The following is a 14208-nucleotide window of genomic DNA, read 5'->3' as shown; positions in this document are numbered from 1 at the left end:
AGACGTTGCGATTATTGTCCCTTGTTCTTCCAAATCCAGTAGGGGATGTGTGTGTATTCCCCCATTAATTGAAGTTATATTTTTATGTTTGAAAATTTTTAAAAAAATGTAAGTTACTTATAATCTTAATTGCTAGCGCTTACGACAGTTTACCATGTTTCAACATATTTATCGTGGTAATGTTGAAATTTCTTGTACATTTATAATTGACGTCTATACCAAGTATGCTATACTCTACTTAGGAAGTTCTAATTGATAATGAATATCATTCTTATTTAGATTTACTTGTACTTGAGAATCATTATTGACAAAAGGGGAGAAATGCCTGTGTAAGGGGTTTCTAATATAAGGAGAAGGACTTACAAGAATGAAAGTAAGATATTTAGTAATCGCACTAATTATTTTATCTATTACATCTTTATTTATTGGGGTAGTAGATGTATCAATTGTAGATATATTTAACTTAACAGAAGACCAAAGGGAAATTGTTTGGGTAAGTCGGTTTCCAAGACTCGTAAGTATTTTAATTGCGGGTATGAGTATGAGTATTTGCGGATTGATTATGCAACAACTTAGTAGAAATAGATTTGTGTCGCCAACAACTGCGGGTACATTAGATGCAGCGAGACTAGGGATTCTCATTAGTTTAATGGTATTTACTACGGCAAGTCCAATCCAAAAAATGCTAGTTTCCTTTGCTTTTGCACTTCTTGGTACATTTGCCTTTATGAAGATTTTGGAAAAGGTTAAATTTAAAGATGCTGTATTTATTCCATTGATTGGGCTTATGTTTGGAAATATTATCACATCAATATCAACATTTATTGCATATAAAAATGATCTGATTCAAAATATGACATCTTGGATGCAAGGCGATTTCTCCATGATTATGAGTGGAAACTACGAGTTAATTTATATTAGTATCCCTATTTTAATTATTGCATTCCTTTATGCAAATAAATTTACAATAGCTGGTATGGGAGAGGACTTTGCGAAGAATCTTGGATTAAATTATCGACAAGTTGTTAATATCGGTTTAGTTATCGTTGCACTTGTAACAGCTTCTGTCGTGTTAACTGTTGGGGTCATTCCCTTTTTGGGATTAATCATACCTAATATTGTGACGATATACCAAGGGGATCATTTGAAAAATAGCCTCATACATACAGCATTAATAGGGGCACTTTTCGTGTTGTTATGTGATATTATCGGCAGGGTGATTATTTATCCATATGAAATACCTATCAGTCTAACCGTTGGCGTAATCGGTAGTGGAATATTTATTTATCTACTCTTAAGGAGAAAGCGCTATGGGTTATAAAAAGAAAACAGTCATCCTGGCCATTATTGCGGTACTATTAGCTATTTTATTTATCTTTTACGATTTACACGGTAATATCGCGTATATTTTACCAAGAAGGGTTATAAAAGTTACCGCCATCATTTTAACAGGCGGTGCCATTGCATTTGCAACGACAATATTTATGACGATTACAAATAATCGTATTTTAACACCAAGTGTGATGGGACTTGACTCTCTATATATGTTAATTCAAACAGTAATTGTCTTTTTATTTGGATCGAGATCACTAGTGATGATGAACAGTAATTTAAACTACTTAATTTCTATTTGTGGCATGGTATTATTCGCATTAATTCTTTACCAATTATTATTTAAAGGCGAGCAAAATAATATTTATTTTCTACTTCTAATTGGTATGATCTTAGGTACGTTTTTTGGTAGTTTCACATCATTTATGCAAGTTTTAATTGATCCAAATGAATTTATGATAGCGCAAGATAAAATGTTTGCAAGTATTAATAATGTGAATTCAGATTTAGTATATTTATCACTCGTATTAATTGTGCTTGTGTTTCTATACTTTTTACGTTTTTATAAATATTTGGATGTCCTTTCATTAGGGAAAGATCACGCAATCAATTTAGGTGTGCCGTATGACAAAGCAGTGAAGCATCTGCTCATTATTGTTTCGATACTTATCTCGGTTGCAACAGCATTAGTTGGTCCGATTACCTTTCTCGGACTACTTGTAGTAAATGTAACATATGAATTTTTAAAGACATATCGCCATTTTTACCTCATTATTGGTTCAGTTTTGATAAGTATTATCGCCTTACTTGGGGGACAATTTTTAGTAGAAAAACTCTTTTCATTTGAAACAACGGTAAGTGTCATTATTAACTTTATTGGTGGAATTTATTTCATATATCTTTTGTTAAAGGAGAATAAATCATGGTAGATATTAAAAACTTATTTAAATCGTATAACAATAAAACAGTGATTGATAACGTATCATTACAAATTGAAAAAGGTACAATCACGTCATTTATTGGTCCAAACGGTGCGGGGAAAAGTACATTAATCTCTATGGTAAGTCGCTTAATAGCAAAAGACAATGGAGAAATTACAATCGATGGTCAAGATATTTTAAAAGCAAAGAATAATGAATTAGCTAAAAAAATATCGATCTTGAAACAGTCTAATGCAATCAATCTAAAATTAACGATTCGTGAGCTCGTGTCCTTTGGAAGATTTCCTTATTCTCAAGGGCGATTAAATAAAGAAGATTGGAAAAAGGTTGACGAAGCAATTGATTACATGGAGTTACGTGATATTCAAGATAAACATCTTGATGAATTAAGTGGCGGGCAACGACAACGCGCACATATTGCGATGGTCATTGCGCAGGATACAGAATATATATTGTTAGATGAACCATTAAATAACTTAGATATGCGTCATTCCGTACAGATTATGAAAATCCTTCGCAAACTCGTTGATGAATTAGGAAAAACAATCATGATTGTCATTCACGATATTAATTTTGCCTCTTGTTATTCAGACAATATTGTTGCATTAAAGGATGGAAAGATTATCAAACAAGGTCGTGCTTGTGATGTGATTGATAAGTGCGTCTTAAAAGAAATCTATGACATGGATATAGATATAAAAAACGTAGATGATAAACGGATATGTGTCTATTTTTGATCACTAATGCTGCAAATAAAGATGGGGAAAAATAAGTGGGCTTTTTGGAACAAGCTCTAAAAATAAAAAAGCCCCTTGCACGACTTCAGCAATCGTTGCAAAGGGAATAAAAAAACATCTATATTATTATTGTAACGTATATGACTCAATTCGTAAATGTTTCGGTTTATATATATTGAAGATAAAAAAAGGGGGGATTGGAACACGCAGTTGTCCTGAATACAATGCTATATTCTTTGCATGCCCAAATGGAAGTGTAAAATGAGTTCATTTTAATATCATGACCTTTTAAAAGTATAAAAAATAAAACCAACCCGTCTGCAGCATTAGTGCTGAAAAATAAACTTTAATAAAGTAAAGGGGTTTCAAAATGAAAAGATTTTTAATGTTTATTTCTCTTATTGTCCTAACATTTGTTATTACGGCATGTGGTACAGATGACAATAAAAATGAAAAAGATGCAGCGTCTAACAGTGAGAATCAAACGATAACAATTGAGCATGAACTAGGTAAGACAGACGTATCTGTTAATCCTAAAAAAGTAGTCGTATTTGATTATGGTATACTGGACACTTTAGATAAAATAGGGGTTGATGTTGTAGGTGTTCCCCAAGCTACGGTTCCAAATTACTTGGAAAAGTACAAAAGCGATGACTACGAAAATGTCGGAAGTTTGAAGGAACCAGATTTTGAGAAGATTGCCGAAATTGACCCTGACTTGATTATAATTTCTGGACGTCAATCTGATGTATATGATGAATTAAGTAAACTTGGACCGACTATTTATTTAGGTGTTGACGCAACACGCTACATGGATTCATTCCACGAGAATATGGATGTCGTTGCAAAGATCTTCTCTAAAGAAGACGAGATGGATAAAGAAGTAAAATCTATTGATGATGCAATTGCAGCTCTACATGAGAAAGCAGCAAATAGTGACCAAGAAGCACTCATTGTTTTAGCAAATGACGATAAAATTAGTGCTTACGGCTCAAATTCCAGATTTGGTTTGATTCATGACGTATTTGGTGTAAAACCGGTTGATAATAAAATTGAAGCTTCTACACACGGTATGAATGTTTCATTCGAATATGTTGTTGAACACGACCCTGATTTACTTTATGTGATTGATCGTGGTGCAGCGATTGGTGAAAAATCTTCTGCAAAACAAGTTGTTGAAAATAAGCTTGTGAAAAAGACAAAAGCGTATCAAAATGATAATATTACTTATTTAAATCCTGAGTATTGGTATCTTTCTGGCGGTGGATTACAGTCAATAAAAGAAATGGTCGATGAAATAGACGGCAGCATAAAATAATTATATATATCCCTTGGAGCGAGTGATCGCATTCAAGGGAGTTTTTTCTTTATGTATCTGTAATTTGATACATGCACTACTTAAAATGGTAACTGCTATATAAAAAGTGTAAGTTAAAATGGTTGCTTTTATGTTGTTTACTATGTTTGAATGGACGCATACACTATAATGAAATGAGGATTTTATTGATGAAAAAAACATATTTACTTTTAATAGCAGTCCTGTTTGCAGTCGTTTTAACTGCTTGTAATAGTGATAAAGATAAAGAAAAAGATACGAAGCAAGCTGACATGGAAAAGTTAGAAGTGACAGATGCGGAAAAGGTTGCAAATGATAAAGTTGTTTTAGAAGTGAACGATGAAAAAGTAAATGGTAATAAATATAACACCGCATATATTCAAACAAAAATGCGTCTTTATCAAATTGGACAAGATATTGATGATTTGGAACAAGTGAAGGACAAGACATTGGATGAGCTAATTGCCCAAGAATTGCTCCGTCAGGAAATTGAGAATAAGGGATTTTCGGTGTCAAATAAAGATGTAGATGCAGAATATGAAGCAATTAAAAAGGAAAATGGCGATCAACTAAAAGCTTATTTGAAGGAATTCTCTATGACAGAAGATGATTTTAAAGAGCAAGTAAAGTATAGCTTAGCTTTGGAAAAATATTTAGACAAAGAAGTAAAAACTCCAAAGGTTTCTGACAAAGAGATAAAAGACATGTATGATAAATTAAAGGAAAATAATGATGACATACCGGAATATAAGGATGTAGCAGATATTATTAAAGAACAGTTAGAACAGCAAAAGAAAGAAGAAGAATTAAAAACAATAATAGATGCATTAGAAGAGAAGGCCGAAGTGAAGAAGCTAATATAATATTGTAAAAGGGCTGCTGAATGGTTGAGAAGCGGCTCTTTTTTAATACAGGCAAACTGGCCAGTAAGACCCTACTTTCTATCATATGAATTCGGGGAAAATGAAAGAGTGATAAAAGTACGTGAGGTTGGTTTAAATTTCAATCTTGGAAACTAAAAAAATCCAAATATCTCCAAGTTGAAAAACCGTCAGAGTAAGCATGATGATGTAACCTTTTCCGTTTTTTTCTATAACCTGCACGATTTCAGTTTAAATGAATAGTATAATAGCCCAATCATATATTTTATTGTTAACATTACATTTACTTCACAACTGATGTAAAATTTATCTATTTGTGTGGAAAGCTAAGCAGATTTTCAGTACAATATAAAGGATGGATAGTTTATAGTTAAAGGATTGATTGTCAATGGTAAATAGCCATGAACATATATATCAAGCGTTATTAGCAATTACGTCAGAAGAGAATGTATTGTTAAATGAACCATTAAAAAAGCACACGTATACACATTTGGGTGGTCCTGCTGACTTTTTTGTGACTCCGGAGACGTATGCGGAAGTACAAGAAATCATGAAGCTTGCCAATAAAGAACATATACCTTTTACATTATTGGGGAACGGTTCGAATTTGATTGTAAAAGATGGCGGTATCCGTGGTATTGTAATGAACCCGTATAAATTAAACAAAATTGAAACTACTGGTACAACACTTGTTGCTCAAAGTGGTGCACGTATTATTGATGCCTCACGTGAGGCGTTGGCTGCAAAGCTTACAGGATTAGAGTTCGCATGTGGTATTCCTGGTTCTGTTGGTGGTGCATTATATATGAATGCAGGTGCATATGGTGGTGAGGTTAAAGACGTTTTACAAAGTGCGATTGTTGTAACGAGAGAAGGGGAATTGCTTGAACTGCAAGCAGAGGATTTAGATTTGTCCTACCGTACAAGTAATATTCCGTCAAACGGTTATATTGTTCTTGAAGCAACCTTTTTACTCCAAATCGGAAATTATGAAGAAATAAAAGCAGTAATGGATGACCTCACATTTAAGCGTGAATCGAAACAACCTTTGGAGTACCCATCATGTGGAAGTGTGTTTAAACGCCCACCTGGGTATTTTGCGGGTAAGCTCATTCAAGATAGTGGGCTACAGGGCAAGCAAATTGGTGGGGCGCAAGTCTCGCTGAAACATGCCGGTTTTATTGTGAATATTGCAGATGCTACAGCAAATGAATATATTGATTTAATTCATCATGTGCAAGATACAGTGATGAAGAACTTTGGTGTCCGTTTAGAAAGAGAAGTCCGCATTATTGGAGACGATCAACAATAAAGCTCATGAGGATTAAAGATAGAAAAGCATTGCTTCCAAAAAGATGGGCAATGCTTTTTCTTCTGAGTAAAGAGCGCTTTACTTGGAACTATAATCTTAACTGTAATGTTATGAAGAAGAGAAGGAGTTGCCATTACGGAATCTGTGTAAAAAGCTTTGCAGACGTTCGTTATTAGAACTCTCTAATACTTCTGTTGGCGTACCTTGTTCGGCAATGATTCCGTTATCTAAAAATACAATCCGATCGGCAATTTCTTGAGCAAAATCCATTTCATGTGTGACAAGTACCATTGCCATATCGCCTTTATTCGCAATATCACGTATGACCTCTAAAACCTCACCAACAAGTTCGGGATCTAAAGCAGAGGTAACTTCGTCAAATAACATAATTTTTGGCCGCATTACCAATGCTCTTGCCATCGCAACTCGTTGCTTTTGTCCACCGGAAAGTTGGCTAGGATAATTATCTAATTTATCCCCTAAACCAACTTTTTCTAGCATTTCAATCGAACGCTTTTTTGCAGTTTGTTTGTCTATCTTTTTCACGTGAATCGGTGCAGACATACAATTTTCCAGTATTGTCATATGGGGAAAAAGATTAAAATGTTGAAACACCATACCGATATCACCGCGAACACTGCGTAAGTGTTTTTCGTTTGCTCTAAATACTTTGCTGTCTTTTTCCATCTTCCATAGATTACGACCATCAACTATAATATCGCCTAATGTTGGCTCTTCTAGCGTCATTAACATACGAATAATCGTTGTTTTTCCTGAACCACTTGGACCAATTAAAGCAACTTTTTCTGATGGCATAATATCTAAATTGATACCTTTTAATACTTCCAATTCTCCAAATGATTTATGAACATCGCGATATTTCACAATTGGTTCTATCGCATTCCTTTTTTGTGAATTCTCTTTTACAGAAATGGAACTATCCATTCATTACCGCTCCTTTACTTTCTTGAATAACTTCTTTTTTGTCAAAACGACGATTCATTTTTTCCTCTAGCTTTCGAATTAAAATTGCAGAAGGATAACTTATAATAAGAAATAGTAGCGCTACAATTGTTAATGACTCTAAATATCTAAAATGCTGTGATCCAAAAGTGTTTGCTAAATGTAGGATTTCTACCACTCCAATTGTAGCAGCTAATGGTACTTCCTTAAATAAAATGATGAAGTAATTCCCAAGCATAGGGATAGTTGGTGGTAATGCTTGTGGCAAAATTACTTTCGTCCACTTCTGAGCGGTTGAAAAGTTTAATGCTTTTGCTGCTTCCCACTGACCGTTATCAACACTCTCAATCCCGGAACGATATACCTCGCTTATATACGTACTAAAGTGTAAACCAAGTCCGATTGTACCACATATAAACGGACTGAATGTCAAAGTCTCACCGATATAGGGCAAGGTTGGCAACGCATAAAAGATGAAAAATAGCTGAATTAAAGGTGGTGTGGAACGAATAAATTCCATCGTCCATGTTACAATCCAATTAATTGGCTTAATTGGTATACGCTTAAGTAGCGTCCAAACAAAACCAAATATTAATGCAAATGCAAAGCAAGAAAAAGTCAAGCCAATTAACATGTACAGTCCCTTTGATACAATTGGTATTGCTTCAAAAAATAAATCCCAACGCCAATTCATTCACTTGCCACCCCCTTCTTTGAAATATCCTCCATTTTTCGTGATAGAAAAATCAGTGGAAGTGCAAGGATAAAATAAAAGACGAGTAATAATAAATAAACAGTAGGGGCCATCGATAAATTCGAACTTCTTAATATATTTCCATGATAGAGAATATCTGTCATTCCAATTAGGGATACAAGAGAAGTTGCTTTGACAACTTGAATTAAATAGTTACCAAATTCCGGCAACATCATTCGAATGGCTTGTGGAAGAATCACAAGTCGCATTCTTTGAAAACGAGACATATTCAATGCTGTTGCTGCTTCTGACTGTCCTTCCGCCACTGATAAAATGGAACCCCGAACAATTTCAGACATATAAGCCCCGTAGTTAAGGGAGATGGCCAATACTCCCGCCATTAATCCACTTCCTATATTAATGTTAAATAACATTGGTATGGCATAATAAAACCAAAAGAGTTGGACAATGAGTGATGTTCCACGAAATATCTCTACATAAAAGGCAGTAATCTTCCGAATAAAAAAGTTGTTCGATAGTCGGCAAAACCCCGCAATAAATGCAAATATATAAGCAAGTATTGCAGATAAGACTAGGACATTAATCGTTACAGTAATTCCTCTCATTAAAGCAGGAAATACTTCTATTATGGCATTAATTATACTTCACTCCTCTACTTTACGTTTAAATATAATAAAACAGTTAGGATGAAAAAACAGGGCCACTCTCCCTGGGCAAGGGAGAGAGACCCTGTGGAGTTTTTGTTTTCATATAGGGTCTTTGAGCCCTATTATGTTTACTTGATTTCACCACTACAGATTTTTTCAGTAGTGATATCGCTTGGAACACTATTTGTTTCTCCATTAAAATAGTTATTATCTAAAATTTCAGCGACAGTACCATCTTCTTTTAACTTCTTAAGTGCTTCATTGTATGCTTCTCTTAGCTCATTATCGTCCTTATGAAAAGCTGCTGCACCGTAACTTGGATTACCGTCGACATCTGGCTGTTCGAAGTCCTCCACAAATTCTAGTTTGTCGGAGTTTAATGATTCTAGTGCCATTCTAACCGTTGCTTCTGTTCCTGTAGTAGCATCTGCACGACCTGATTCTACCGCAGCAAATGTTGCTGGGATGTCTGGAGCACTTTGAATTTGAGCAGCATCAACACCTGTTTCCTTTAGAAAACCGATTTCAGTTGCACCTTCCATAACAGAAACTGTGATATCCGTATTATTTGCGATATCTTCATAACTTTTTAGTCCTAGTGGATTTCCGGCTTGTACGATTAGTCCTTCGCCATATTGCATTTCAGGATCACCAAAGGCAACGTTTTCACAACGGTCAGGCATAATAGCCATTCCAGCAGTAATGACATCAAATTGTTTCGCATTTACTCCTGAAACAAGTTGACCAAAATCTGATAATTTCCCTTCAACCTCATCTATGCCTAATTCTTTAAAAACAGCTTTCGCAATGTCCACAGCTGCTCCTTTTAGTTCGCCATCATCATCTTCATATGCGTAAGGCTTTTCATTTGCAAAGCCAACTGTAACTTTCCCAGCATCTTTTAATTTTTGTAGTGATTGATCATCACCTTCCGAATTACAAGCTGCAAGTAAAATAATAGATAAACCTAATACAATTGTTATTAAAAGTTTTCTCACCAATAAACCTCCCAAGAATATAGAAAAACGTAGTATGTTACATGAGAAAATATTAGATACCCGGGCAATGCACCTCATGTAGGCATACTATAATACTATCGATTCAGAAAAATGTAATCAAATGCAGTAAAGTTTGATATTTATGAAAACAATTGGATATAAAGCGATGAGAAAACATAAGCTTTGTGAACCTAAAACATCCTCCAATTTGGTCTACTTTCCTTCATATTCCCCGACAATCGATAAAAAAGTAAAGTAAATTGTAAACTAAAAAAACACTTGTTGTTCTTTAAAGTTTACCATTTGTTAATTTATGTCTTTAATAGCATATAGTGTAACAGCATTTTATAAATAGAAATGGATTAGAAAAATCTAGCTTTTCATTAGTGCCAAGTATAAAATAGTAGGCACCTCTGCGAATTTTTATGTATTTGGATTAAAAATGACTATATCTTTATAGAATATAAGTAATTGGCTATTATATCTTGCATCATAGATGTGTATGGAAAGGAAAATTTTGTAATCGAATATTAGGCTTTATAAATAGTTGCATAAATATTATTTCTCATTATAGTAGAATGTAGTAAGTAATGATTGTGATGCTTTGCGACTACGGTACAAAGGAGTGTAAGGCGTGGTTTATTACGTTATTGCGATGGTAGCGATTTGTGTCATTGTGCTAATCATGTCACTGGTAACAGTTTCCAAGGGGTATGCATATAAGCATGTTGTCGACCCACTACCGGAAAATGAAGGAACAAATAACAAAGTGGAAGGTATAGGAAAGAAATAAAAGAAATTTGGATGGACAAACCATTAGATCACACAAATAAAGTGTTGTGTAGTCTAATGGTTTTTTTAAATATGTATTAGGGGTAAATTAACATGCTTCTGTATAAAGTCCCCTCGTAATAAGAGATAATGGAAGGGATAGAAACTTTAAATAAATCTATATGTATGAGGTGTGCATATCGTGTTTAGCACGTTAATATGGTGGATTGTTATCATATTTTTCTTTCTTGGAAGCTTAATCGGGTTGTTGTTCCCGATTATTCCATCTACGCTTTTTCTCTGGGTGGGTTTTCTTATCTACCATTTTGCGTTAAGCTCAGAACAATTAGGCGTGTTTTTTTGGGGAAGTATGATTGCTTTAACAATTGTGCTCTTTTTTGCTGATATCCTCGCCAATAGTTATTTTGTAAGAAAGTTTGGTGGAAGTGTCTGGGGCGAACGATCAGCAGTGATTGGAATTGTTATTGGATCTTTTGTTATCCCGCCGTTTGGCATATTTATTGTACCGTTAGTTCTCGTTTTTATTGTGGAATTATTGCAGGGCCGACCATTTTTTGTTGCAATGAAGGTGGCAGTTGGATCATTCATTGGATTTTTTAGTGGGACAATTGCTAAAATAGTAATACAAATTATCATGATTATTTGGTTTTTAATTGTTGTTATTTTTTAGGAAAAATAAGGATTAAATTATTCAAATTTAAGGTGAAGAGGGATGAAGATGAAATTTCCAGCACGCGTCATCACAATTGCGGGATCTGCATCAGGAGGAAGTGCAGGAATCCAGGCTGATTTAAAAACATTTCAAGAGTTAGATGTGTATGGGATGAGTGTCGTAACTGCAATTGTAGGAAGACATCCAGAAACAGGAAAAAATGTTCACGCGATGACATTAGAAGCAATAGAAGCGCAATTTGATACAGCAATGAAGCAAGTAGGTGCAGATGCATTAAAGACGGGGATGCTTTTTTCAAAAGAAGTTATTATTCGCACTGCAGAATTAATCCATCGTGCGTCGATTAAAGATATTGTCGTAGACCCGGTTATGGTCGGTAAATTAGATTCAAAACTTTTAGCAGATGATGCAATCGATGCATTGAAGGAAAAGTTAATTCCACATGCAACAATTATTACACCGAATATTCCGGAGGCCTCCTTTTTACTAGATGATAGAAAAATTGATGACGTAGATGGATTAAAACAAGCAGCGATTGATTTATTCTCTTTAGGATCAAAATATGTCCTTGTAAAAGGTGGCCGATTAACAGGACCAGCCGTTGACGTATTATTTGATGGGAAAACAATTACAACATTAGAAGCACCACGAATTGATACAGTTAACACAAGTGGTGCGGGGTGTTCTTATTCTGCAGCAATTTGTGCGTATCTTGCGAAGGGTAATAAAGTAGAGGAAGCTGTTCGTTTAGCAAAAGGCTTTGTCACAACAGCTATTCAATATGGTTTTTCGTATAATGAAATGGTCGGTCCCACCTATCATGCAGCACACCATAAATTTGGAGAGGCACATGAAATAAAAGTAGCTCAAGAATTAGTTAAATAAAAAAACAACGCACAAAAGGCGCTCATTGTAGCGCTTTTTTGCGTTGTTTTTACATTGTAAAGTAGGCCACAATTAGTAAAATGGTGAGAAATAGACTCGCATATTATAATTTGTTTTGCTATAGTAGTTTGTAAAGGGTTTCACAAGGCAATACTTCTAATAAGTTTATTGTTAAGGAGGTTGATGAGGTCGGAAGAACATGATCATCGTCACGCGACAATTAGTTTAGAAGAAAAAGAAGACTTATTAGGTCTAGTTCATATGCGATTTGGCCATGTCCCAGAAGATGTAAAGAAGCAGATAATGGCTATTGACCATCTGGATGTATTGGACCGATTATTTCTGGTTGCAGTAAACGCTGCTAATTGGGATGTATTCGTCACAGAATTACAGCAAGGAGAAGAATCATTTAAAATGACTGGTGATGGTTTTAATCCATTAGCGGAGAGAAAATCAGAACTATAAATAAAGCATATTAAAACGGGGGGAATACAATGGGGAAGCGCGCATTACTTAATATTGATTATTCATATGACTTTGTCGCAGAAGATGGTAAATTAACATGTGGTATACCGGGTCAGGCTATCGAAGACGCAATAACTTCTATTACAAAGGAATTTATCGAAACGGGAGACTTTGTCGTTATTGCAATGGATGCACATCATGAGGGTGATGATCTACATCCAGAAGCAAAAATGTTTCCGCCACATAACATTGTTGGAACACCAGGTCGTGAATTATATGGAAAGCTAGCAACGCTTTATGAAGATCATCAAGATAATCCGAATGTTTATTACACGGATAAGACGAGATATAGCGCTTTTGCCGGAACGGACATTGAATTGAAACTGCGTGAAAGAGGAATTGATGAAGTACATTTAGTTGGTGTATGTACAGATATTTGTATTTTGCATACTGCTGTTGATGCATATAATAAAGGATTTCAAGTTGTTGTGCATAAAGCTGGTGTTGCAAGTTTTAATAAAGCAGGTCATGAATATGCATTGCAACATTTTGAAAATGTAATTGGAGCAAAAGTTATATAAATGGAAAGCTGCCTGAGTAGCGGGATACTTTAGGCGGCTTTTTAGTAGTAGAAAATGATATTGCGCTGGGGGGATAAAATTGTTTGAAACAGAAAGATGTATGATTCAATCTTTAAAAAAGGCAGATTATCATGATGTACAAGAGCTGTATTTCAACGAAGAAGTTAGAAAATACCTTGGTGGAGTACGCTCAATTTCAGAAGATACAATGGAAAAAATGTTGGAAATAGGTGCAGGCGAGTATCATTGGACGATTAGAGAGAAACAAACAAATGATTTTGTGGGCTCTGTTTCTCTTGGACCACATCACGATGGCACATATTTTGAAATATCCTACCAGTTATTACCGAAATGGTGGGGTGCAGGTTTTGCAACAGAAGTTGTGCAAGTAATCTTACATTTTGCATTTGATCATTTGAAGCTTCCAAAAATAGTTGCAGAAACACAAGTCGCGAACATACCATCTTGTCAGCTTTTGGAGAGAATAGGTATGAAATTAGAGAGAACTACAATTAGATTTGGAGAAAAGCAAGCAATCTATGCTATGGAGGTTACCGCGTTTTCTTTGTAGTTTTGTTATATCATGAAACTTATATATAAAATAAACGTATATATAGTGGAGGTGTCTTTAATGAAAAAATATATGATCTTTGCTGTTAGTTTTGTAGTATTATTTTCACTTTTTCAATTTCTAATGGGTTTGTTTCTTACATTTATATATACGCCGGATATGGAGTTAGCGTGGAGTGCAAGTGCAACATTATCCCATAAAGTAGTATTGAAAGGTGACTCCTTCTTCTTCACTTTCTTCTTCGCATTTCTTTCTGCCACAATCGCATATTTTATTCCACAAAAACTTAATATTGATCACAATAAATGAGATCCTTTATCAAACATAGAAAAATGCTTGGAATTGGTCCAAGCATTTTTAATGTTACTGTCAAAATGAA

At 34.7% G+C, this 14208-nt stretch carries 17 protein-coding genes; 13 read left to right on the top strand and 4 right to left on the bottom strand.

Annotation, left to right across the window (positions count from 1 at the left end):
- Positions 1–367: 367 nt before the first annotated feature.
- The 6 genes from ACFFIS_RS16595 to murB all read left to right on the top strand — a co-directional run bounded on the left by ACFFIS_RS16595 (position 368) and on the right by murB (position 6539).
- A complete protein-coding gene (locus tag ACFFIS_RS16595; protein WP_320381273.1) occupies positions 368–1321 on the top strand; it encodes an ABC transporter permease in 954 nt (317 codons plus the stop codon).
- A complete protein-coding gene (locus ACFFIS_RS16590) occupies positions 1311–2261 on the top strand; it encodes an iron chelate uptake ABC transporter family permease subunit (RefSeq protein WP_320381274.1) in 951 nt (316 codons plus the stop codon). The genes ACFFIS_RS16595 and ACFFIS_RS16590 overlap by 11 nt, the downstream gene beginning before the upstream one ends.
- A complete protein-coding gene (locus ACFFIS_RS16585; protein ID WP_390188423.1) occupies positions 2255–3010 on the top strand; it encodes an iron ABC transporter ATP-binding protein in 756 nt (251 codons plus the stop codon). Before ACFFIS_RS16590 ends, ACFFIS_RS16585 begins: the two co-directional genes overlap by 7 nt.
- 370 nt (positions 3011–3380) lie before the next feature.
- Complete coding sequence (locus ACFFIS_RS16580) at positions 3381–4328, top strand: siderophore ABC transporter substrate-binding protein (RefSeq protein ID WP_390188422.1); 948 nt, start codon at positions 3381–3383, stop codon at positions 4326–4328.
- 188 nt (positions 4329–4516) lie between these two features.
- Entirely contained in the window at positions 4517–5209 is a 693-nt protein-coding gene (locus ACFFIS_RS16575; RefSeq protein WP_320381275.1) for a SurA N-terminal domain-containing protein, read from the top strand.
- Between the two features lie 406 nt (positions 5210–5615).
- Complete coding sequence (gene murB, locus ACFFIS_RS16570; RefSeq protein ID WP_390188421.1) at positions 5616–6539, top strand: UDP-N-acetylmuramate dehydrogenase; 924 nt, start codon at positions 5616–5618, stop codon at positions 6537–6539.
- 108 nt (positions 6540–6647) lie between these two features.
- On the opposite strand, the gene ehuA is transcribed toward murB, so the two are convergent.
- From ehuA to ehuB, 4 genes are all read right to left on the bottom strand, one after another.
- Positions 6648–7484, bottom strand: a complete 837-nt coding sequence (ehuA, locus tag ACFFIS_RS16565; RefSeq protein WP_320381276.1) for an ectoine/hydroxyectoine ABC transporter ATP-binding protein EhuA — start codon at positions 7482–7484, stop codon at positions 6648–6650.
- Positions 7477–8196 carry an ectoine/hydroxyectoine ABC transporter permease subunit EhuD gene (ehuD, locus tag ACFFIS_RS16560; protein ID WP_320381278.1) on the bottom strand — a complete coding sequence of 240 codons (720 nt, stop codon included), beginning with the start codon at positions 8194–8196 and terminating at the stop codon, positions 7477–7479. Before ehuD ends, ehuA begins: the two co-directional genes overlap by 8 nt.
- Positions 8193–8822 carry an amino acid ABC transporter permease gene (locus tag ACFFIS_RS16555; RefSeq protein WP_320381280.1) on the bottom strand — a complete coding sequence of 210 codons (630 nt, stop codon included), beginning with the start codon at positions 8820–8822 and terminating at the stop codon, positions 8193–8195. Before ACFFIS_RS16555 ends, ehuD begins: the two co-directional genes overlap by 4 nt.
- Before the next feature lie 170 nt (positions 8823–8992).
- Positions 8993–9862 carry an ectoine/hydroxyectoine ABC transporter substrate-binding protein EhuB gene (ehuB, locus tag ACFFIS_RS16550; RefSeq protein ID WP_320381281.1) on the bottom strand — a complete coding sequence of 290 codons (870 nt, stop codon included), beginning with the start codon at positions 9860–9862 and terminating at the stop codon, positions 8993–8995.
- 634 nt (positions 9863–10496) lie between these two features.
- On the opposite strand from ehuB, the gene ytzI reads away from it, so the two are divergent.
- From ytzI to ACFFIS_RS16515, 7 genes are all read left to right on the top strand, one after another.
- Positions 10497–10655, top strand: coding sequence for a YtzI protein (ytzI, locus tag ACFFIS_RS16545; protein WP_320381282.1), 159 nt, complete (start codon positions 10497–10499; stop codon positions 10653–10655).
- A gap of 180 nt (positions 10656–10835) precedes the next feature.
- Positions 10836–11324: a DUF456 domain-containing protein gene (locus tag ACFFIS_RS16540; protein ID WP_390188420.1), complete on the top strand. Its 489-nt coding sequence runs from the start codon at positions 10836–10838 to the stop codon at positions 11322–11324.
- Between the two features lie 48 nt (positions 11325–11372).
- Positions 11373–12212 (top strand): bifunctional hydroxymethylpyrimidine kinase/phosphomethylpyrimidine kinase, encoded by an 840-nt coding sequence (gene thiD, locus ACFFIS_RS16535; RefSeq protein WP_390188418.1) that lies wholly within the window; start codon positions 11373–11375, stop codon positions 12210–12212.
- Between the two features lie 180 nt (positions 12213–12392).
- Positions 12393–12677: a hypothetical protein gene (locus ACFFIS_RS16530; protein WP_390188417.1), complete on the top strand. Its 285-nt coding sequence runs from the start codon at positions 12393–12395 to the stop codon at positions 12675–12677.
- Positions 12678–12706: 29 nt separating this feature from the next.
- Positions 12707–13258: a cysteine hydrolase family protein gene (locus ACFFIS_RS16525; RefSeq protein WP_390188416.1), complete on the top strand. Its 552-nt coding sequence runs from the start codon at positions 12707–12709 to the stop codon at positions 13256–13258.
- Between the two features lie 79 nt (positions 13259–13337).
- A complete protein-coding gene (locus ACFFIS_RS16520) occupies positions 13338–13829 on the top strand; it encodes a GNAT family N-acetyltransferase (protein ID WP_320381286.1) in 492 nt (163 codons plus the stop codon).
- 60 nt (positions 13830–13889) lie between these two features.
- Positions 13890–14138: a hypothetical protein gene (locus ACFFIS_RS16515; RefSeq protein WP_390188414.1), complete on the top strand. Its 249-nt coding sequence runs from the start codon at positions 13890–13892 to the stop codon at positions 14136–14138.
- Positions 14139–14208 lie beyond the last annotated feature (70 nt).

Origin of the sequence: Paracerasibacillus soli, assembly GCF_042432965.1 — a bacterium.
Taxonomy (GTDB): domain Bacteria; phylum Bacillota; class Bacilli; order Bacillales; family Amphibacillaceae; genus Paracerasibacillus; species Paracerasibacillus soli.
This window is presented reverse-complemented; position numbering and strand designations above follow the sequence as displayed.

Coding starts and splice junctions, on each gene's coding strand:
- ACFFIS_RS16595 (WP_320381273.1), top strand. CDS start 368: ATGAAAGTAAGATATTTAGTAATCGCACTAATTATTTTATCTATTACA.
- ACFFIS_RS16590 (WP_320381274.1), top strand. CDS start 1,311: ATGGGTTATAAAAAGAAAACAGTCATCCTGGCCATTATTGCGGTACTA.
- ACFFIS_RS16585 (WP_390188423.1), top strand. CDS start 2,255: ATGGTAGATATTAAAAACTTATTTAAATCGTATAACAATAAAACAGTG.
- ACFFIS_RS16580 (WP_390188422.1), top strand. CDS start 3,381: ATGAAAAGATTTTTAATGTTTATTTCTCTTATTGTCCTAACATTTGTT.
- ACFFIS_RS16575 (WP_320381275.1), top strand. CDS start 4,517: ATGAAAAAAACATATTTACTTTTAATAGCAGTCCTGTTTGCAGTCGTT.
- murB (WP_390188421.1), top strand. CDS start 5,616: ATGGTAAATAGCCATGAACATATATATCAAGCGTTATTAGCAATTACG.
- ehuA (WP_320381276.1), bottom strand. CDS start 7,484: ATGGATAGTTCCATTTCTGTAAAAGAGAATTCACAAAAAAGGAATGCG.
- ehuD (WP_320381278.1), bottom strand. CDS start 8,196: ATGAATTGGCGTTGGGATTTATTTTTTGAAGCAATACCAATTGTATCA.
- ACFFIS_RS16555 (WP_320381280.1), bottom strand. CDS start 8,822: ATGAGAGGAATTACTGTAACGATTAATGTCCTAGTCTTATCTGCAATA.
- thiD (WP_390188418.1), top strand. CDS start 11,373: ATGAAATTTCCAGCACGCGTCATCACAATTGCGGGATCTGCATCAGGA.
- ACFFIS_RS16525 (WP_390188416.1), top strand. CDS start 12,707: ATGGGGAAGCGCGCATTACTTAATATTGATTATTCATATGACTTTGTC.
- ACFFIS_RS16515 (WP_390188414.1), top strand. CDS start 13,890: ATGAAAAAATATATGATCTTTGCTGTTAGTTTTGTAGTATTATTTTCA.